This window comes from Nocardia sp. NPDC003963 (genome assembly GCF_053605105.1).
Genome location: NZ_JBSGIP010000001.1, coordinates 702,174 through 721,812, shown reverse-complemented (window position 1 = coordinate 721,812; position 19,639 = coordinate 702,174). Strand labels below are relative to the sequence as shown.

The window sequence follows — 19,639 nt, the reverse complement described above, 5'->3', positions numbered from 1 at the left end:
ACAATGTCGGATCAGCTGCCGAAGAAGTCAGCCTCGATCGACCGCCGCACCGCCCTGCGCGGCGCCCTCACCGGTGCCGCCATCCTCGCGGCCGGTTCGGCGGTGGGCGGTACCGCCAACGCGGCCGTGCCCCGCCGCCGGACGCCGGGCCTACGCACCGGCGGACGAGAGGTCGCCGTCTTCGGCGGCGGTATGGCCGGACTCTCCGCCGCCCACGAACTCGCCGAACGCGGTTTCCGGGTGACCGTCTACGAACCGTCGTTCCTCGGCGGTAAGGCGCGCAGCATGCCGGTCCCCGGCACCGGTGCGGGCGGCCGCGCGGATCTGCCCGGCGAGCACGGTTTCCGCTTCTTCCCCGGCTGCTACCAGAACATTCCCGACACCATGCGCCGGATTCCCTTCCCCGGTAATCCGAACGGAGTGCTCGACAATCTGATCCGGGTCGAGGGGACGGTCGCGGGATTCCGTGACAAACCGCCGATCTTCGCCCCGGTGGAAGTGGGCGCCCTGGATCAGCTCACCCCCGAACGCCTGCAGAACAGCATTATCGGAGCATTCGGCTTCATCCCGGAACTACCACCGCACGAATTGGCCTTCTTCGCCAAACAGATGCTCATGTGGTTCACCTCCAGTACCGAACGGCGGTTCGGGCAGTGGGAATACCTGACCTGGGAACAGATCATGCGCGCCGACGGGAAATCGCAGGCGTACCGGTCCTATCTGGTGAACGCACTCACCCGGATCACGGTCGCGGCGAAACCGCACCTCAGCTCGGCACGTACCATCGGCACCATCGGCGAGGCACTGGTCCTCGCGGGGAGCGGGATCGTCCCCGAATTCTCCGGCGGTGTGGACCGGATACTGAACCGCCCGACCAATACGGCCTGGATCGACCCGTGGGTGGCCTATCTGCAGTCGCGCGGTGTGCAATTCGTGATGGGTCAGCGGGCGAGCCGGCTGCACTACGCGAACGGCCGGATCGAATCGGCGACGGTCACCGACAGCGGCGGCACCACGACATCGGTGGTCGCGGACCATTACGTCTGCGCTATGCCGGTAGAGAAGACCGTGCCCCTGCTCGACGGCCCGATCCTGTCCGCTGATCCGCACCTGGCCGGGATGCGGGAACTACTCACCGACTGGATGGTGGGAATCCAGTTCTACCTGCGCCGCCCCACCGATATCCCGGAGGGCCATATCGCGGCGCTCGGATCACCGTGGGCGCTCACCGCACTGCGCCAGGCGCCCATGTGGGTAGGTGATTTCGCGGCCCAGTACGGCGACGGTTCGGTCGCGGAGTGTTTCTCGGTGGATATCTCCGATTGGGATACCCCGGGAATTCTGCACCACCGGCCGGCCAAACAGTGCAGCGCCGAGGAGATCGCGAGCGAGGTGTGGGCACAACTGAAGATGTGGTTGAACAACGGGACCGGATGGCTGCGCGACGAGGATATCCATTCCTGGCACCTCGATCCCGGAGTGAGCTGGTCCGGCGGCACCACGCACAACGAGACTCCCTTGCTGGTCAACACCGTCGGTTCCTACGACAATCGGCCGACCGCGCACTGCGCCGTACCGAATCTGTTCTTCGGCGGAGACCATGTGCGCAGCAATATCGACCTCGCGACCATGGAGAGCGCCAACGAATCCGGCCGGTCGGCGGCCAATGCGATCATCGATGCCGCCGACGATCCCGCACCGCACGCGCCGGTGTTCCCGCTGGTGGCGCTGCCTGCCTTCGAGGCAGCGAAACGACTCGACGCGGATCGCTTCCGGGCCGGGCTGCCGCACATCCTGGACGTGTGAGGGTATGGCCGTATGCGGCAGGGCGGCGTCCTGCCGCATACGGTGCGGGGCCGGCGGACGAACCCGCTGGACTCGCACGGCGGCGGCAGTGCGCATTCCCCGGTGCACCGGGATCCGGCGCACCGGCAATTCCCGGAAAGCGGCAATTCCCGGAAAGCATTGTCCGACCGATCTTGTTCCGTGAGAATGGGTTCCGAGCCGAGATCCGGCTTCCTGGGGACCCGTCGGCGCGACTGTGCGCCGGCAGAACAAGTGGGGAACACCATGAGAATCAAGCAACTCGCCGCAACCGCACTGCTCTCGATCGGCGCCCTCGGTATCGCCGCGGGTACGGCGCAGGCGCAGCCGGCCGACAGCGCGATCGCCGTACACGGGGCCGAGCAGGGGGTCGGTTATGTCGTGGCGCCGAACGAGGCGGGTACCGCGATCGTCACGACCCTCGAATCCGGGAGCTTCGCGCTCACCGCCGACGGCGCGGCCGTCACCCTGGCGGACCCGTCGGGCCGCGTACTCACCACGCTGCCGCTGGGTGTCGCCGCCGCCGGGCAGACCGCACCGCTGGCCTCGGCGATCTCCGCCGACGGCCGTACTCTCACCCTGACCCCCGATGCGTCCACCCCGGCCGGACAGCATGTGGCCCAGCTCGTCGCCGATCCGGACACCGAATCGCGCAAACTGCACAATGCCGGAATCGGCGCCCTGATCGGCGGCGGTATCGGTGCCGTTCTCGGTTTCTTCCTGGGCGGCGTGGGCGCCCTGATCACCATTCCGATCGGCGCCGGTGTCGGCGCGCTCATCGGCTACTCCACCCCGTGATCGACGAACCCGGCTGCGGCCCACCGCAACAGGTGGGCCGGGCCGGGTTCGCTTCCCTGGCCGGCACACCGAAGCTGTTGCGCCGGAACGGGAAACCTTCACACGGCCCCGGCCCGGACAGGCGCCGACGGGCCGTTTTCTGTCGGACCCCCACCGTAGAATCATGCAGGTAGGACACAGTCGGAGGGGTTATGGGCAGTCGGCGAACCGGCTGCGTGACACACCCTTCCGGCGCTTCGGAACCGGGGGTTCTGTGATGAGTGAAATCGGACAGGAACGACTGCTGCCGCCGCGTCAGCACGGGACGTCGTGGCGCGAATCCGAATACCGGGCCGTCGCCACCGAACTGCGAGCGGGTAAGGGCTTGCCCGAGATCGCCGCGGAGCTCGGCCGCACACCGTCCGCCGTACAGGCGGCACTGCGGAATTTCGTGCCGCCGGAGGAGAAGGTGCGGGCCGGTGATCGCGCCGGCTGGATCCGGGACCGGATGGCGGCCGAACCCGGATGGGACTGGTGGTCGGTGGTGCTGGACCACCATCGGCACGGCCCCTCCGCGCTCTGGCTCACCGAACACGAGCATATCGCCCGAGGAGCCTGGCGCGATCGCACACCGATGCCGGTACTGGCCCAGCGGCTCGATACCGCGGAAATCGAGGTGGCCGGTTTCCTGCGCGCCCTCGGGCTCGCGGAGAACATGGCCGAGGTCGCCGACCGGCTCGGCGCCACACCGGGTCAGGCGCTGGCCAAACGGGTGAACGCGGCGCGCGATCAGGAACAGTCGGCGAACTGGATCCTGGTGGTCGACGGTGCCGCCGGCACGGTGAAACCGCGGAGTGCGCCGGTCCGCCGGCATGTTTCGGTACACGAGAGCCGGGCGGCCGCCGAAGCGGACCGGGATCGGGTGCTGCGCTGGCATCGCCGGTCCGCGGGCGACAGTTCCTCACCCGTCTGGTGGACCATCGCCCAGCGCGGAGTCGGTGATACCGCCGGCCGCACCTACTGCGGCGTGCTCGCGCCGCGTCTGGTGGACAGCGGAGTCCGCGCCGACGCGCTCGAGATCGGCGATCGCATCCTGATCGCCGGATCGGACGGCCGTCCGCAGGAGGCATCGGTGGAATCGGTGGCGCAGCGCGGCGAAGTGGTCGTCGCGGATCTGGGGCCGGTGGGAGATTCGCGGGTGCACCAGGTGATCGAGTTCGATGCCGGAGAGCGTGTGGAGGTGCTCACGGCTCGGGAGTGACGGCCGGCCGGCCGCCGGGATCCCCCCGGCCGCCGGGCATGAAGGCAGCGGCGACCACGACGGCCACGGCCATCACCGCCACTGCCACGAACACCAGATGCACCCCCTCGGCCAGCGCCGCGGGCGAGGGGGTGCCGGTATCGCCCACGCGGGAATTCACCAGCGCACCGAAAACGGCCACGCCCACCGCGCTGCCGATGGACCGCGCGAACATGTTCGCCGAAGTGACCACGCCGCGTTCGCGCCAGGTCGCACTGGTCTGGGCGGCGATCAGCGTCGGGCTCGCCACCAGACCCATACCCAGCCCGATGACGAAACAGGTGACCGCGACCTGCGCGACACTCGACCCGGGACCGATGAACAATGTGCCCGCCGCACCGAGCGCGGCGGTGACACCGCCGATGAGGGCGGTCCGGCGGAAGCCGATCCGCAGATACACCCGGCCGGATTGCGATGCCGAGACCGGCCAGCCGAGTGTCAGCGCACCGACCGTCAGGCCGCCGATCACCGCACCCGCGCCCAGCACACCCTGGGTGAAAGTCGGAACATAGGACGTGAGGCCGAGCAGTAGCGCGCCCACCAGTGCCGAGATCGCCGAACTGGCCACCACGACACGGCGGCCGAACAACCACAGAGGTAGCACCGGGTCGGTCGCCCGGCGTTCCACGAGGACGAATGCCACCAGTACGGCCGCACCACCGGCGAAGATCGCGATACTCACCGGTGCGTTCCAGGCCCACGCACGGCCACCTTCGAGGAGGCCGAGGATGAGCGCGCCCGCGCCGGAGGTCAGCAGTACCGCGCCCGTGTAGTCCACCCGCCGGCGCTCCCGCGACGGGGTTTCGGTGAAGTGGCGCAGCAACATCCACCCGGCCCACGCCGACAACGGCAGATTGACGAGGAAGATCCAGCGCCAGCCGACATATTCCGCGAACACCCCGCCCAGTAACGGCCCGCACACCGAGGAGAAAGCCCAGACGCCCGCGAGATATCCCTGCACCTTCGCGCGTTCCGCCAAGGTGTACAGGTCGCCGGCGATGGTCATGGTCATCGGCTGGATGGCGCCCGCACCGATTCCCTGTACAGCTCGGAACACGATCAGCCACAGCATGCTGCCCGCGAGTCCGCACAGCAGGGAGCCGAGGGCGAAGACCGCGATACCGAACAGGATCACCGGTTTACGGCCCACCGTATCGGCGATCTTGCCGTACACCGGCACGGTCACGGCCTGCGCGAGCAGATAGATGGAGAACAGCCAGGGGAATTGGGCGAAACCGCCCAGACTGTCGGTGATGGTCAGGACCGCGGTCGCGATGATCGTGGAATCCAGTGCGATCAGACCGGTGCCCAGCATGAGCGATGCCAGGATCGGGCCGCGTTCGGAGCGGAGCCCTACTTCGGTTCGCACCGTCTCCGCCACCACGTACCGCACCCCTTCTCCACCGGACCGGAAAGATCAACACGGCCGCCCGTCCACCGTATTCCCCGCACCGCCGGATCCGCCGCCGGTTTTCCATATGGTGGGAGCACAGACAGTGCCGGGGATGTCGCGGCGCCGCGCCGCGGCTCGGATCTGCCTGCCCGCCGGGCTCGGCCGGTTCGGCGTAAAGCCTGCCACACACCGACGGCCCGGCGTTGTGGCACAGCGCAACACCGCTCGTGAAGCGCCTGTGAGCCCACACAGAGTGCCTGTGACACCGTGGAACAGACGGATAGCATCCGCGGCATGAGAGCACCGGTATCCCCTCTCGACCGCCGGGTCCACCCACGAATCCTGCTGAGCGCAGTGATCTCCGCGGTCGCGATCCTGACCGCGGGATGTGGCGGCGCCCCGGAATCGGCGGATCCCGCGGCCGTCTGGGACCCCTGCGGTCTGCCCGCCGATCTGCTCACCGAATCGGGATTCGCCGCCGGTTCGATCCGGCGCGATGTCGCCACCGAACCCGGCTGGGCGGGATGCGGATGGAGTAGTGCGGATGCCGCGCTGCGGGTCCTGTTCGCCACCTCGGGGTCACCCGAGGAGGTGGCCGGTGACGGCGATACTCGCGCCGAGGTCACCGTCGCGGGCCGGACGGGCCGGCGATTACACACCGGCACCGCCGATACCGCGGCAACCTGCACGATCGCCCTGCCCACCGCGGACGGCGGGGTGGTCCGGGTACGGGTCGACAGTACGCCCGGCGGTACCGAGGGCGCCTGCGCCGGGGCCGAACGCGCGGCAAGCACCCTTGCACCCGCGTTTCCCGTCTGAGCAGGCGGTTAGACCATAACTCACACCACTGTGAACGATCACAAGGCAGATGGTTCGCCCCTGCACGGTCGTCCAGTCGAGTCCGCAAACCCGCCCGCGATCCGGCACATGATCATTACTGTTGAGCCCCAGTCTCGCCACCAGGGGTAGAAGGAGTCAGCAGCATGACCGTCGATACGACCAGAACGAAGCTGACGCTATCCGGCCAGCCCATGTCGGCCCCCCTCCAGGACGTGCGCAAACTGTCCCGGCGCATGGTGGGCCATTTCGTGGAGAACGTGGTCCCGTGTGGCACGCTGCCGGGTGACGCGATCCACGGTGATGTCACCACCATCACCCGTACCTGTCTCGAACTCGCGGTCAGCATGCTCGACGGCAAGGACATCCCGGAGAAGACGCGGCGGCTGGAGAACGCCGCGGCCGGCTGGGCGCGTGAGGGGGTACCCATCGACACCATCCATCACGCCGTACACGAGGGTTTCCGGCTCGGCCTGGAGCTGGTGGTGTCCAATGCCACGGTCACCGACTACTCGGCCCTGGTCGACGGAGCCAAGCTCGTCGTCGAGATGCTGGACAAGATGACCGTCTGCATCTCCATGGCCTATGTCCGTGAACTGCGCTCGGTGGTCAGCGAACACCACACCGCCGTCCATACGCTGACCTCCGCGCTGCTGGGCGGGCACAGCACCTCGACCATGGCCCGGGAATGCGGTATCGAGATCGCCCCCGCCTACACCGTCCTGGCGATGGCGATCCCAGCACATCCGGACGAAGCGGTCCCCGCGCTCGACGGCAAGGTGGTGGCGCGGCGCAAACTGCGCCGGGTCCAGGCCGAACTGGCGACCCGCTGCGAGGATTCGGCCCTGTCGCTGCTGAGCGTCGACGGCGGCACAGTACTGCTGCCGTCGGAGATCCTGACCGGCGCGGCGCTCGACGAACTGGTCACCCATCTGTCGCGGGCGGCACAGGTGCCCGTCAGCGCGGCAGTGGTGGAGGCGCCCACCGCGGACGTGCCCTCGGCGGCCGATCAGGCCCACGAACTGCTGGATATGGTGCAGCGGCTCGACTGCGTGCCCGGACTGTACCGATTCGACGATATGGCGCTGGAATACCAGCTCACCCGCCCGGGGCCGGGCCGGGAGTATCTGGGCTCGCTGCTGGATCCGCTGGACGATCATCCGGAGTTGCTGGAAACCCTGCAGCGGCACATAAGCAACAACCTGAACCGGCAGCGCACCGCGCGTCTCATGCATATCCACACCAACACCATCGACTACCGGCTCAAGCGGGTCGCCCAGCTCACCGGCTTCGATCCCACCCAGCCCTCGGGACTGTGGTACCTGCGGTCCGCGCTCGTCGCGCGCAGTTACCGCGCGAGCTGATCCTCACGCCCCGCCCTGTCCGCTGCGCACCTGCGCCACATAGGCGCGCGATACCGCCGCGGTCAGCGTGCCGAGTACATCGACCACGAAACAGCCGTCCACGCCGTCGGCCGCGGCGTCGGGTGTCCGCGGCGCCGACGGGTAACGAAGCCCCAGACCACTTTTCACACCCTCGTGCAAGGCGTGCTGGATGACCTCGAGCGGTATCTCCTCACGGGCCCAGCGGGCGGCGGCCACCTCCAGCCGGGCCAGCACCCGGCGGCCGGAGGGATCCGAATCGTCCAGCAATGCCAGTGCCAGACCCAGCCCCACCCGGAAGGCCGTCTCGAAATCCGCGCCCGGCCGCTCGGTCGTCGCCGGGCGCGCACCGCCGGCCGACCAGATACGCATCAGCTCGGCCGGATCCGGCACCTCGAACAGTTCCCGGGAGTCCCCGGGCTCGCGGTCGTACTGCCCACTCGTGCACATACGTGCTCCCTCCACCAGCGACCGGTAACCGATATGGACAAACGTACAGTTACCCGGCTGTCGCGGTACGACACAACGACCGGACTTCGGTCCACCTCGGAAAGCGACCGGGCAAAGATAGTGAGACGTCCCATCAACACATACTTCGATTTCGTGTAGTCGCCCACCGGCACCGCCCGCTCGTCCCGCCCGGCCACACGACGAGCGCCCCGCCGCTCCCCCCGGTTAAGGTGCGGCGGTGGATACCGGTGATCTGATAGACCGCAGCAGTTCCATCGCGGAGCGGCTCACGACGACCCAGGCGGCGCCGCCGCCCTGGCTGGTACTGGCCACGGCGGTGGCGGCACTGATATTGGTCGCCTACCGGCCGCTGTGGCGGATCACCCGCAATGTGGTCACCATCGCGCACGAGGGCGGGCACGCCCTGATCGCCCTGCTGAGCGGACGCCGTCTCAACGCCATCACACTGCACTCCGATACCTCCGGGCTCACCGTATCCAGCGGAAAACCCTACGGACCGGGCATGATCCTGACCGCGCTGGCCGGATATCCGGCGCCACCCCTGGTCGGCCTCGGTTTCGCGGCGCTCCTGGGCGCCGGGCGGATAACCCTCATGCTGTGGATCGCGATCGCGTCACTGGCCGTGATGCTGGTGATGATCCGGAATGTGTACGGCGTGGTCTCCGTGGTGAGCACCGGCGCGCTGGTTTTCGTGGTGTCCTGGTTCGGTTCCGATGCCCTGCAGGCCGGATTCGCCTACCTGGCGACGTGGCTGCTGCTCCTGGCGGGCAGCCGGCCGGTACTGGAACTGCAGCGCACTCGCTCCCGGATGCGCGACGGCACCACCGACGCCGACCAACTGGCCCGGCTCACCCGGCTGCCCGGCCTGTTCTGGGTGGTCGTATTCCTGGCCGTCGCCCTGGGCGCGCTCGTACTCGGGGCCGGACTGCTGCTGTCGGCGACCCAGGGAATCTGCCTCCCGATCCCCAACGGCGCCGACTGCCCGGCGAACTGAGCGCGCCAGGGGCGGACTAGCCCGCGCTCTCGGCCTCGGCGAGTTCGCGCTTCCACGTCCGGAAGGTCTCCTCGGTACGACCCCGGCGCCAATATCCGGAAATGGAGGCGAATTCCGCCGAGACGCCGCGCTCCTTGCGGATGTAGGGGCGCAGATTGTGCATCACGGTCTGCGCCTCGCCGTGAATGAACACCTGCGCCCGGCCCGGCAGCCACGGTGCCGCGCGCACCGCGCCGATCAGCGGCGCGTTATCGCCGGCCCGATCGTCGCCGACCTCGTGGGCGGCACCGCCGCGATGCACCCAGGTGACGTCCACCAGCGCTTTGGATGTCAGGTGGATCTCGTCGGCGGCGTCGGCGACCTCGATGAACACCTTCGCGGGCGCACCCTCCGGTAGCGCCTCCACCGCGGCGGAGATAGCCGGTAGCGCGGATTCGTCACCGGCGAGCAGATGCCAGTCCGCGTCCGCCCGCGGGGCATACGCCCCACCCGGCCCGAAGAAGGTGACCGGTTCACCGGGGCGGACCGCGGCAGCCCAGGGTCCGGCGATGCCTTCGTCACCGTGCACCACGATATCGATGGCGATCTCGCGGGCCGCGCCGTCCACCGAACGGACGGTGTAGGTGCGCGTGACCTCGCCGTCCGGGCGGTCGAAAAGCAGTTTCACGTAGGCGTCGGTGAACGCGCTCGTATCGAAATCGTCGAATCCGGGGTCACCCAGGTACACCCGGACGATATGCGGGCCGAGCCACTCCGTCCGGGCGACGGTCATGGTCGTGCGCTTCCTGGCCATCCGGCCTCCTCAACTATTTAGGCTTACCTAAGCAACGTACCAGCCGACTCGGGCACGTTGTGTAGCGTCCGTCTCGTACTGACCGAAATATCAGGCAAGGAACCGTTATTGGGTTAATCTCACACAAACTTCCGGACGAAGGCACCGATCATGACCGCGGCAACTGTCATCCGCCCGCTCGCGCCGAGCGAACAGATCTTCGCATTCAGCGAAGTTTTCGTCGGATACTGCGCCCGAATGTCCGGACGGCTCGACCTCAGCGCACTGTCCACCGCCTTCGAAGCCCTGGTCACAGCCCATCCCATCCTCGGCGCCCAGCTCGCACCCACCGAACCGGTCGGGCACACTCTGGTCACCTCCGGACCGCCCGAGATCGTGCTGACCGTCGCCGACGGCGATCCGGAACTGCTGCTCACCGGTGCCGATCCGGATCAGCGGAAAGCCCTGGGGACCCTGCATGTGGTGCGGTCCGGGGATACCGCGAGCGTCACACTGCTGGTTCATCACAGCATCGCCGACGCCACGCACGCGCTCAACCTGCTCGAACAACTGTGGCACTGCTACGTGGCGGCCACGGCCGGGCGGATACCCTCGCTACCGCCGACCGGGCAACCCATGCCGGTGGAGGATCTGCTCGCCGCGCGAGGGGTCGTGCGGCGGCCGGTCCCCGGTAGCGACGGCCCGCCCCGCACCGCACCGCCGTTGCCCCCGGCGGAGGCGCTGACCGCGAACGAGAACGTGTATCCGCCATTGCGCACCACCCGCTGCCGGCTCAGCCGGGAACAGACCGCCGCCCTCGTCGCCCACGGACATCGCGCGGGGGTGACAGTACACAGTCTGGTGGCGGCGGCGCTGCTGCTCACCGAGTCCGAGGCCCGGCAGCTACCGGTGGACGAACTGCTGTGTTCGTATTCGGTGGATCTGCGCCGCCGGGTCGCGCCCCGGATCGGACCCACCGAGGGCACGAACGTACTGGGCTTCGCCGGCTACCGGCCGGACCCCGGGACCGAGGGCACGCTCACCGCGCTGGCGCACGGAGTTCTCCACGCGCTCCGCGCGGGACTCGCCTCCGGCTACATCCAGCAGACCCCGCTACAACTCCCCGACACCCTGGCCGCACCACCGGCGAATCCGTTCGACACGGTGATGACCACCAACTGGGGCCGATTACCCCGGCTCTCGGTCCCGACATTGCGAATCCACGATTTCCGCACCACCATGATCGCCAAACCCGACCCGACCGGGCGCCGGCCCCCGCAGGCCGGCGGCGGCACCAGCATCATCAGCACCTACGACGACCGTCTCAGCGTCGAGATCCACCATCCCCCCGAGTTCACTCCGGTGCAGACACCCCGGATCGAACGGCTCGAGAATCTGCTCGCCCTCCGCTGATCCCGCCGCCGGGTCACACGCCCTGCAACGACGCCAGCTCGAGCACGGTGATGTCCGACGGAGCCGCCACCCGCACCGGCGGGCCCCAGGCGCCGGCGCCGCGGGTCACATACAGTGCCGTACCCCCGTACAGTTCCAGCCCCGCGACGGTCGGATTCGCCAGCCGCGCGATCAGATTGCCCGGCCACAGCTGCCCCCCGTGCGTATGCCCGGACAGCTGCAGATCGACCCCGTGGGCCACCGATTCGTGGATCACCACCGGCTGATGGGCCAGCAGTACACAGGCCCGGCCGGTATCGCGACCATCCAGGGCAGCCGCGAAATCCGGCCCGCGGCCGATACCGGTTCCGCGCGGGTCGTCGACACCGGCGAGATCGAAATCGGGCAGTGACACCCGATCGTTGAGCAGTACCTTCATCCCGAGTTCGCCGACCCGGGTGAGCCAGGAGTCGGCATCGGAGAAGTACTCGTGGTTACCCGGTACGAAGAAGACGCCCAGCGGTGCGTCGAGCCCGGCCAGCGGTTCGGTTTCGGCCCGCAGGTCCGCGGCGGTGCCGTCGGCGAGATCGCCCGCGACCGCGATCAGGTCCGGCCGGGTGTCGTTCACCGTACGCACCACCCGTTCGCAGAACGCGCGCCCCAGCACCGGGCCCAGATGTAGATCGCTGACCAGGGCGATCCGCAGACCGTGCGCCCGGGCGGGCAGCTTCGCCAGCGGAACGGTCACCCGGCGGACCACCGGACCGTCCAGCACTCCGTAGGTGCCGGTACCGACCAGCGCTCCCGCCGCGATCACGGTTGCCCCGGCCGCCATCCGCGAGACCAGCATCCGCCGTGAGATCGGCGGCCGCTCCGGTGCCGGTTCCGCGTGCGGTCCCGGCGCCTCCGGCCCACCGGCCGCCGCCCCCTGCGGACCGGGCGTACCACCCCGCGGGACACCCTCGCCGGGGACTTCGCCGACGGCCGCGCCGACCGGTTGCGGTACAGCGGTCGCGGCGACGGGTTCGGGGGCGGGGGCCGCATCCGGTGCGGTGGAGCCGGCACCCGCCGGCGCGGCGGTACCGGCGTCCCGGCGCACCAGACCGCGCAGCAACAACGGCCGGACGACCTCACCGGCCAGCACACCGAGCAACAGATAGAGGAACAGCGCGGCCCACAGGAAGCCGGGCCAGGTCAGCCAGCGCCACGAAGCCCGATCCACCTCGGCGAACATCACCGCGAACGCGCCACACATCGCGCACGTGCCGAGCGCGAGCACCACGGCGCCGGGTATCCGCCAGCGGGACCCGTCCCGGGTGGTGTCACGCACCAGCCGCCGCCACAGGTACCAGTGCAGCGCGGCGATCAGCCACACCACCGCCAGTCCGGTGAGCACGGAAACTACTACCACGGAGGATGCCTCTCCCGACCGATTGATTGTGCGGCTGATGAATCTACCCCTCGCCGCCCGGCCCACCGTGCCCCCCGCACCTGTTACCGCACCGCGTGACGGTTCCCGCAGCGGCGCGCGACGACCGGCAACCATGGATAACTCCATGTCGCGGTGATCATCGGGTCCCTCGGCATCACACCGGCATTCAGGCGTTCGAGGTCACCGCCGCATTCGCGTGCGCACCGCCGGAATCACACCGATCCGGTGACTCCCAGTCCGCCCAGGCCCGAGGGCGGGAGGTCTCCGTCCGGCCGTCCGGCGAGTAGCCATTTCAGGATCTTCCCGGTCTCTCCGCGCGGCAGCGCCGACATGAAGGTCACATCGCGGGGCACGGAGAATCGGCTCAGTCGATGCCGGATATAGGTGCGCACCATATCCGAGTCCAGTCCGGCCCCTTCGTGTTTCACCACGAACGCCGCCAGCCGCTGACCGAATTCGGGGTCCGGGACGCCCACCACCGCGACTTCGCTCACCTGGGGCAGATGCGCGAGGGCTTCTTCCACCGGCCGCGGGAAGACGTTCTCGCCGCCGGAGATGATCATCTCGTCGTCCCGGCCGGCGATGAACAGTCGGCCGTTGACGTCGAAATAGCCGATATCACCGGTATCGAGCATTCCGTGCGCCTCGTCGGGCGGCGCGGAGTTCACATAACCGTCGAAAAGCATATGGTTGCTCACGAAGATATGTCCGGTGGCGCCGATCGGGACGGGTTTGTGGTCGGGCCCCAGCACCGAGACCCGGGTGCCCAGCGGCGGGCGGCCCGCGGTGGTGGGGGCGAAGCGCAGATCCGCGGGAGTGGCGATGGTCGCCCAGGAGACTTCGGTGGATCCGTAGACGTTGTAGAGGATATCGCCGTAGGTGTCCAGGAAACGCAGTACGGTGGCTCCCGCCAGCGGCGCCCCGCAACTGATGACGTGCCGCAAGCTGGAGGTGTCGTAGCGGGCACGTACGGCCGGGGGCAGATCGAGGATCCGGTTCACCATGGTGGGCACCACGATCATGGTGGTGACCCCGTGTTCGGCGACCGCGCGCAGACAGTCCTCGGCGTCGAAACGTTCCGGCAGAATCACCGTGCACCGCAGTGCGGTGCTCAGCTGTAATCCGGCCAGCCCCCAGGTGTGGAACAGCGGGGCGGGAATGAGCATGGCCGATTCCATCTCCATCGGGATCCGCGACAGCAGCGCGGCAATGGTGCCGAACCCCTTGGGGTGTGGCCGGCGCGCCCCCTTCGGGATCCCGCTGGTGCCCGAGGTGAGCACGATCAGCCGGCCCGGCTGGGTGGGCTGACGGAAGTCGGTCTCCCCCGCCTCGATCAGATCCTCGACGGTGTACCGATCGGGGAACGGCGGCCGCAGATCGGTGTTGTACCGGGGGATATCGTCGTGCAGATAATGCACCAGCTGTTCGAGATCACCGTCTACGAACAGTGCGGAGAGCCGGTGCCGTTGCACGATCTGCTCGATGGTCCGCGCGGACAAACCGGCATTGAGCAGGGCCACGTCCACACCGAGTTTCCCGGCGGCGACCATGGTTTCGACCATGCCCGCGTGATTGCGCGAGAGCAGACCGATGGCATCACCCGAGCCGAACCCCACCGCCGCCATCGCCCCGGCCAGGGCGTTGCTGCGCCGGTCCATCTCGGCGAAGGTACGAGACCCCCGATCGTCGACCACCGCGGCACGGCCGGGGGAATACGCCGCTCCGGCCGCGTACCCACCGGCCAGGTTGAAACCCCATTTGTTCAGTGACAGAAGCTGTTTCAGCACCGCGTTCGGCCGGGTCCGTACCACACCGCTGACGGTGACCTGCCGCAGCACCTCGAGCTGGAGCCGCACCAGCGCCCCCTCGCCGTTGACCACCGTCGAGGTGCGCGCGCCGCGCAGGATATCGGCGATCCGCCGCAATCCCTTGGCGGTCCAGTCCTGGATCGCCGCGTTGGACAGATCCGCGATGTGGGGGTGCACCCGCCCGGGTGCGAAATAGGTGATCGATACCGTGCAGCGGTCGCCTTCGCCGTACATCCGCAGCGCCGCGAAACTCCCGAGTTCCGGGGTGTGCAGTTCCAGGCTCTCGTACCACCGGCCGGTCACCACCCGGACGCGCAGTGCCCGGATGCCGGCGTCCGGTGTGCCGACCCGGAATTCGAATACGGTTTGCTCGCCGGGAACATCCAGGCGCGCGCACGCGCCGATACCGGTGAACACCCGCGGATAGGTCTGCGGGTCGAGGAGCAGATCCCAGACAGCGGCGCGCGCTGCGGGGATTTCCGCGACCATATCGATGACGTCGGTAACCAACTCCCGCAACTTCTCGTCGGCCCGCAACGAACAACTGGGCCGGCGGGGTAACCCATCTGTAACGTCCCTCACAATAGCGCCGCGGCACGGTTGTTACCAGCGAGTAGGAATGGTCTGTGACAGGTCACGAAGCCGGTTGCCCGCCGTTCACCCACGCCGCCGGATCCGCTGTTGGAGGTTGTCCAACCCCGTCACCGACCAGGGTGTGAGAACTCCCAGCGACCGCGCAGTCCACCCGTATCTCTGTTGTGCGCGAATTACATTCGGCCGCGTACCACTCGCTCCGACCTCGGAGGACCCACGATGCACCAGACCCGCCGCCGGGTGGCCATCACCCAGATCGACGAGATCCTCGACTATTTCGGCAAATGCGCCTCCTGCGGGTATCCGGCACGCGCCGAATCCACCCGCCGCGTCTTCGACAACGGCGAAATCGAGAACCTCGTCATCGCCAGCTGCGCACTACCCTGCGGATGGTCCGACCGGGTCCTGCCCACCCGGATGACCGGACCCGCCGCCTGAGCGCCGGGACGCCACCCGGCAGGTCCGCCGGGCCGGTGCGGCACGATGAGGTACATGGAACTGCGAATCTTCACCGAACCACAGCAGGGCGCCGACTACCCGACGCTGCTGCAAGTGGCCCGCGCCGCCGAGGACCTCGGCTTCGGGGCATTCTTCCGTTCCGACCACTATCTGCACATGGGCTCGGTCGACGGTCTGCCCGGCCCCACCGACGCCTGGATCACACTGGCCGGTCTGGCCCGGGAGACCAGCCGTATCCGCCTCGGCACGCTCGTCACCGCTGCCACCTTCCGCCTGCCCGGACCCCTCGCGATCCAGGTCGCCCAGGTCGATCAGATGTCGGGTGGGCGGGTCGAGCTCGGGCTGGGCACCGGCTGGTTCGCCGACGAGCACACCGCCTACGGGATACCGTTCCCCGACGACCGGTTCGGCCGTTTCGAAGAGCAGCTGGCCGTCCTCACCGGGCTCTGGGAGACCGCACTCGGCGAGACCTTCGACTTCACCGGAAAGTACTACGAACTGGTGAAATCCCCCGCCCTGCCGAAACCGGTGCAGCGCCCCGTACCGGTGATCGTCGGCGGGCAGGGGCCGAAACGTACCCCGCGGATCGCCGCGCGCTACGCCACCGAGTTCAACAACCCGTTCGTCTCGGTAGCCGACAGCGCCGCGCAGTTCGATCGGGTACGCGCGGCCGTGGCTGCGGCGGGCCGGGCGGCCGACAGCATGGTGTACTCCAACGCGCTGGTGGCCTGCGTGGGCGCGAACGAGGCCGAGATCGCGCGCCGCGCCGCCGCGATCGGCCGCGAGGTGGACGAACTGCGGACCAACGGGCTCGCCGGTTCGCCGGCGGAGGTCGTCGACAAGATCGGGCGTTATCGCGAGATCGGCACCCAGCGGATCTACCTGCAGATACTGGATCTGGCCGATCTGGACCACTTGGCCCTCATCGCCGACGAGGTCGCCACGCAGCTGTGAGATCCGGCGTCGGACGGCGGCCCCGGCGCCGTCCGACGCAGCAGCGGCTCACCGGTAGGCCGCGGCCACCCCGTCGATCAGATGCTCGAGAGTTTCATAGGCCGGAACGTCGACGATATCGACCAGGTCCGGGGATACCGCCACGTTGTGCTCCGCGATCACCTCGTCGAAGCGGGCGACATCGCCGGTGCGGAAACCGTGCTCGGCGGCCAGCGACTGCAACTCGGCATCGTTGTGCAGCAGTGCGCCGATCTCCTCGCCCTCCGAGTTCAGCGGAACGACCGTATGCCGGGACAGCACCGTGGGCGACGGATACAGCAGGACCATATCGGGCCGCAACCGCTTCTCGACCGCCGCCGCCACGTACTGCGCCTCGTAGATCCAGGTCATCGGCGTCGGCCCCATACCGGCGGTGAGGTATTCCTCGAACGGCCCCGTACTGGAGCCCTCGGTGTAGCCCTGGGCGAGGAACAGACGCTGCAACGTGGGCAGTACATGCTGCTCGGCCGTCGCTCCGCGCACCACCGCGTGATCGTTGACGACATAGCTGGCCACCGCCAGGTACATGGCCGCCGAATTCGAGGTCCGAGCGTCGGTGGTGCTGACCAGGATGTTCTTACCCACCCGGTAGGACGAGTTGCCCTCGAGTTCGTCCCATTGCACACCGCGTTGCACCAGATCGATATAGGCGGCGAAATCCAGGGTGGGTGCGGGACCGTCGAATTTCACGACCCCGGCCGCGTCGAGCAATCCCACGATCGGAGCGAAAGTGGCGATGGCCATCGGCGAATAGAACGGAACGAACTGGTTGTTCACACCGACTTCGCGTTTCAACCGCTCGGCCGCGGGCAAGCTGGACGGAAATGCGAAAGCCCGGCCGTCCAGATCGATGGACGTGGAGATCTCCCGTGAACCGGCCGCCTCCACCCGCACCTCGTACCCGTGCGCGGCGAACACATCGGCCACCCGCTCGTCGGCGAAGAACGCCGACTTCTCCGACCCGACCACCCCGGTGACCTTCGTCAGCGGTGACCCGGCCACCGGGGCCGCCGGGGCGGGAGTCGAATCGGGCCGCGATACCGCCCAGGCCGTGGCGCCCACCGCCACCACACCCGCGGCTCCCGCCAAGGCGAACAGCCCGCGCCGGTCGGTGATCGGGTTACGCGGACGCTCCTCGCCGGGAAGCTCTCCGCTCACGGCCGGTTCCGCCGCTCTCCCCGAGGCCACCGGGGTGACACTCGGCGCGGTGACCGCGGTGGTGGTGCCCGTTTCCTCGGGTGTTTCGAATTCCCGGCGTACGACCCGCTCCACGAGAATGGGAACGAAATCGCGAATCCTACTTCGAGCGAACCGTTCGTGTGCCGATCGGATCGCGGTGTCCACCTCGTCCGCAGAGCGATTCTCGGAATACGCGGCGGCCAGCCGGCCGGCGAGTTCACGGATCGCTTTCTGCTCGCGAGCCGCCTTGTCTTCAGCGGCCCTGTGCTTCGGAACAGTATCGAGTGCCACGTTTTCTCCTCGGCGCCGGCATGCAATCGAAACGACCCGCCGGGCCGATCCACAGCCGACAACCCTACCGCCACAAAGTATTCGAATACTCCCACCGGTGAGCGGCGCAGCCGATTCTCCGACCAGAATTCACCCGGCATTTCCCGGACGCCGGTCTGTGGTTTCCTCGAGCACGGCCATGGCCGCATTGTGCCCACCTATTCCGCTCACCCCGCCGCCGCGCACAGTGCCCGCCCCACAGCGCAACACATTGGTGTGGCCGGTATCCACACCCCAGCGTTGCGCTGCGGTATCGGCCGCCCCGGGGAGATAGGGGAACGACAGATCTCCGTGGAAGATATGCCCGCCGGGTAGCCGGAGCGAGCGTTGCAGATCCACCGGAGTAGCGGCGTCCAGACACGGCGCACCGTGCGCGTCGGCGGCCAGGCAGTCGCGCACCGATTCGGCCAGCACATCGTCGAGCGCGGCCAGGACGGCATCGATCGCGGCATCCTTGACGCCCGCCGGATCGTCCGCGAAAAGACTTGCCGGAGTATGCAAACCGAACAGGGTGAGAGTATGCCGTGCGGCACCGTCCGCACCGGGTGCCGCGATACCGGGATCGGTCAGCGTATGGCAGTAGATCTCCGCCGGCGGGGTCGTGGGCAGCCGTCCCGCCGCCGCCTCACGATAAGCGTGTTCGAGCTGTGCGTAGGATTCGGCGATATGGAAGGTACCGGCGAAGGCGTCCCGGGCGGGCACCTCGGTATCACGAAGCCGCGGTAACCGGTCCAGCACCATATTGATCTTCAACTGCGCGCCTTCGGGTTCCGCGCCCGCGGGCTCGCCCAGGAGCCGGGCCGCTTCGGCGGGTGACGCGTTCACCAGCACATACCGCGCCGCCACCCGCCCGGTCGCCGCGCCGGCGAAGGCGACTTCCGCCGTGCGCTCGTCGGTCGACACCGCGGTCGCTTCGGTACCCGTCACCAGTTCCGCACCGGCCGCACGAGCCGCCTCGGCCAGCGCATCGGTCAACGCGCCCATACCGCCCACCGGCACATCCCAGTCGCCGCTGCCGCCGCCGATCACGTGATACAGAAAGCACCGGTTCTGCCGCAGGGACGGATCGTGCGCGTGTGTGAAGGTGCCGATCAGCGCATCGGTGAACACCACCCCGCGGACCAGATCGTCGGCGAAATACTCTTCGATGGTCTCGCCGAGGGGCCGTTCGAACAGTTCCGCCCATGCCCGCCCGCCGACCCGCTGCCGCAACTGCGCACGGGTGGGCAGCGGTTCGGTCAACGTCGGGAACACGGCTCGGGCCACCGCACCGGTCATCTCGTAGAAGCGCTGCCAGGCTTCGAATTCGCGCGGCGACCCGATGGCCCGCGCGAAACTCTCCCGGGTCGCGGCCGGTGACCGATTATCGATCAGCAGCCCCGACGAACCGGCCGGGGTATAGGAGGAGATCCGTCGCTTCCGTGTGCCGAACCGCAGACCCAGATCGCGCACGATCCGGTCCGGTAGCAGGCTGACCAGGTACGAATACCGGGACAACCGGACATCCACACCGTCGAACACGCGCGCCGAGACCGCCGCGCCACCGACTGCCGCAGCCTGTTCCAGCACCAGCACCGACCGGTCGGCGCGGGCCAGATACGCGGCCGCGACGAGACCGTTGTGCCCGCCGCCCACGATCACCACGTCGTACCGGGACCGCATCACCATAGGACGTCGATACCACACCGGAGCCGCTGTCGCG

16 protein-coding genes are annotated in these 19,639 nt (G+C 68.4%); 9 read left to right on the top strand and 7 right to left on the bottom strand.

Going from position 1 to position 19,639, the window contains the following annotated elements; translation table 11 throughout:
- The first annotated feature begins 3 nt into the window (after positions 1–3).
- From ACWEWT_RS03350 to ACWEWT_RS03340, 3 genes are all read left to right on the top strand, one after another.
- Positions 4–1,806, top strand: a complete 1,803-nt coding sequence (locus ACWEWT_RS03350; protein ID WP_452555689.1) for an FAD-dependent oxidoreductase — start codon at positions 4–6, stop codon at positions 1,804–1,806.
- A 264-nt stretch (positions 1,807–2,070) separates the two neighbouring features.
- Positions 2,071–2,622 carry a hypothetical protein gene (locus tag ACWEWT_RS03345; protein WP_452555688.1) on the top strand — a complete coding sequence of 184 codons (552 nt, stop codon included), beginning with the start codon at positions 2,071–2,073 and terminating at the stop codon, positions 2,620–2,622.
- 256 nt (positions 2,623–2,878) lie between these two features.
- A complete protein-coding gene (locus ACWEWT_RS03340; protein ID WP_452555686.1) occupies positions 2,879–3,862 on the top strand; it encodes a hypothetical protein in 984 nt (327 codons plus the stop codon).
- On the opposite strand, the gene ACWEWT_RS03335 is transcribed toward ACWEWT_RS03340, so the two are convergent.
- Positions 3,846–5,285 carry an MDR family MFS transporter gene (locus ACWEWT_RS03335; RefSeq protein WP_452557653.1) on the bottom strand — a complete coding sequence of 480 codons (1,440 nt, stop codon included), beginning with the start codon at positions 5,283–5,285 and terminating at the stop codon, positions 3,846–3,848. The genes ACWEWT_RS03340 and ACWEWT_RS03335 overlap by 17 nt on opposite strands.
- Before the next feature lie 303 nt (positions 5,286–5,588).
- Here ACWEWT_RS03335 and ACWEWT_RS03330 point away from each other — a divergent pair, with 303 nt between their 5' ends.
- Both ACWEWT_RS03330 and ACWEWT_RS03325 read left to right on the top strand, forming a co-directional pair.
- Complete coding sequence (locus ACWEWT_RS03330; RefSeq protein WP_452555685.1) at positions 5,589–6,113, top strand: DUF3558 family protein; 525 nt, start codon at positions 5,589–5,591, stop codon at positions 6,111–6,113.
- A gap of 164 nt (positions 6,114–6,277) precedes the next feature.
- Positions 6,278–7,495 (top strand): PucR family transcriptional regulator, encoded by a 1,218-nt coding sequence (locus tag ACWEWT_RS03325; RefSeq protein ID WP_452555683.1) that lies wholly within the window; start codon positions 6,278–6,280, stop codon positions 7,493–7,495.
- A gap of 3 nt (positions 7,496–7,498) precedes the next feature.
- Here the strand turns inward: ACWEWT_RS03325 and ACWEWT_RS03320 are convergent, their stop codons facing one another.
- Positions 7,499–7,963, bottom strand: coding sequence for a hypothetical protein (locus ACWEWT_RS03320; RefSeq protein ID WP_452555681.1), 465 nt, complete (start codon positions 7,961–7,963; stop codon positions 7,499–7,501).
- A gap of 238 nt (positions 7,964–8,201) precedes the next feature.
- Here ACWEWT_RS03320 and ACWEWT_RS03315 point away from each other — a divergent pair, with 238 nt between their 5' ends.
- Positions 8,202–8,978 (top strand): M50 family metallopeptidase, encoded by a 777-nt coding sequence (locus ACWEWT_RS03315; protein WP_452555679.1) that lies wholly within the window; start codon positions 8,202–8,204, stop codon positions 8,976–8,978.
- A gap of 16 nt (positions 8,979–8,994) precedes the next feature.
- Here the strand turns inward: ACWEWT_RS03315 and ACWEWT_RS03310 are convergent, their stop codons facing one another.
- Entirely contained in the window at positions 8,995–9,771 is a 777-nt protein-coding gene (locus ACWEWT_RS03310) for a siderophore-interacting protein (RefSeq protein ID WP_452555677.1), read from the bottom strand.
- 150 nt (positions 9,772–9,921) lie between these two features.
- Here ACWEWT_RS03310 and ACWEWT_RS03305 point away from each other — a divergent pair, with 150 nt between their 5' ends.
- Positions 9,922–11,163, top strand: a complete 1,242-nt coding sequence (locus tag ACWEWT_RS03305; protein ID WP_452555675.1) for a phthiocerol/phthiodiolone dimycocerosyl transferase family protein — start codon at positions 9,922–9,924, stop codon at positions 11,161–11,163.
- Positions 11,164–11,176: 13 nt separating this feature from the next.
- Here ACWEWT_RS03305 and ACWEWT_RS03300 read toward each other — a convergent pair whose 3' ends face one another.
- Together ACWEWT_RS03300 and ACWEWT_RS03295 are read right to left on the bottom strand one after the other, a co-directional pair.
- Positions 11,177–12,553 (bottom strand): metallophosphoesterase, encoded by a 1,377-nt coding sequence (locus ACWEWT_RS03300; RefSeq protein ID WP_452555673.1) that lies wholly within the window; start codon positions 12,551–12,553, stop codon positions 11,177–11,179.
- A 233-nt stretch (positions 12,554–12,786) separates the two neighbouring features.
- On the bottom strand, positions 12,787–14,892 hold the full coding sequence (locus ACWEWT_RS03295; RefSeq protein WP_452557652.1) for an AMP-binding protein: 2,106 nt from the start codon (positions 14,890–14,892) through the stop codon (positions 12,787–12,789).
- A 303-nt stretch (positions 14,893–15,195) separates the two neighbouring features.
- Here ACWEWT_RS03295 and ACWEWT_RS03290 point away from each other — a divergent pair, with 303 nt between their 5' ends.
- Together ACWEWT_RS03290 and ACWEWT_RS03285 are read left to right on the top strand one after the other, a co-directional pair.
- Positions 15,196–15,414 carry a hypothetical protein gene (locus ACWEWT_RS03290; RefSeq protein WP_452555671.1) on the top strand — a complete coding sequence of 73 codons (219 nt, stop codon included), beginning with the start codon at positions 15,196–15,198 and terminating at the stop codon, positions 15,412–15,414.
- 54 nt (positions 15,415–15,468) lie between these two features.
- The gene (locus ACWEWT_RS03285) at positions 15,469–16,389 is read left to right on the top strand and encodes an LLM class F420-dependent oxidoreductase (RefSeq protein WP_452555669.1); all 921 of its coding nucleotides are present in this window, start codon (positions 15,469–15,471) and stop codon (positions 16,387–16,389) included.
- Between the two features lie 48 nt (positions 16,390–16,437).
- Here ACWEWT_RS03285 and ACWEWT_RS03280 read toward each other — a convergent pair whose 3' ends face one another.
- Positions 16,438–17,898, bottom strand: coding sequence for a three-helix bundle dimerization domain-containing protein (locus ACWEWT_RS03280; protein ID WP_452555667.1), 1,461 nt, complete (start codon positions 17,896–17,898; stop codon positions 16,438–16,440).
- A gap of 129 nt (positions 17,899–18,027) precedes the next feature.
- Positions 18,028–19,605, bottom strand: coding sequence for a phytoene desaturase family protein (locus ACWEWT_RS03275; protein ID WP_452555665.1), 1,578 nt, complete (start codon positions 19,603–19,605; stop codon positions 18,028–18,030).
- Positions 19,606–19,639: the final 34 nt, after the last annotated feature.

What these genes read in the sequence shown, in the direction of transcription:
- ACWEWT_RS03330 (WP_452555685.1), top strand. Translation starts at nt 5,589, where the DNA reads ATGAGAGCACCGGTATCCCCTCTCGACCGCCGGGTCCACCCACGAATC.
- ACWEWT_RS03305 (WP_452555675.1), top strand. Translation starts at nt 9,922, where the DNA reads ATGACCGCGGCAACTGTCATCCGCCCGCTCGCGCCGAGCGAACAGATC.
- ACWEWT_RS03290 (WP_452555671.1), top strand. Translation starts at nt 15,196, where the DNA reads ATGCACCAGACCCGCCGCCGGGTGGCCATCACCCAGATCGACGAGATC.
- ACWEWT_RS03285 (WP_452555669.1), top strand. Translation starts at nt 15,469, where the DNA reads ATGGAACTGCGAATCTTCACCGAACCACAGCAGGGCGCCGACTACCCG.
- ACWEWT_RS03310 (WP_452555677.1), bottom strand. Translation starts at nt 9,771, where the DNA reads ATGGCCAGGAAGCGCACGACCATGACCGTCGCCCGGACGGAGTGGCTC.
- ACWEWT_RS03275 (WP_452555665.1), bottom strand. Translation starts at nt 19,605, where the DNA reads ATGGTGATGCGGTCCCGGTACGACGTGGTGATCGTGGGCGGCGGGCAC.
- ACWEWT_RS03340 (WP_452555686.1), top strand. Translation starts at nt 2,879, where the DNA reads ATGAGTGAAATCGGACAGGAACGACTGCTGCCGCCGCGTCAGCACGGG.
- ACWEWT_RS03320 (WP_452555681.1), bottom strand. Translation starts at nt 7,963, where the DNA reads ATGTGCACGAGTGGGCAGTACGACCGCGAGCCCGGGGACTCCCGGGAA.
- ACWEWT_RS03345 (WP_452555688.1), top strand. Translation starts at nt 2,071, where the DNA reads ATGAGAATCAAGCAACTCGCCGCAACCGCACTGCTCTCGATCGGCGCC.
- ACWEWT_RS03350 (WP_452555689.1), top strand. Translation starts at nt 4, where the DNA reads ATGTCGGATCAGCTGCCGAAGAAGTCAGCCTCGATCGACCGCCGCACC.
- ACWEWT_RS03325 (WP_452555683.1), top strand. Translation starts at nt 6,278, where the DNA reads ATGACCGTCGATACGACCAGAACGAAGCTGACGCTATCCGGCCAGCCC.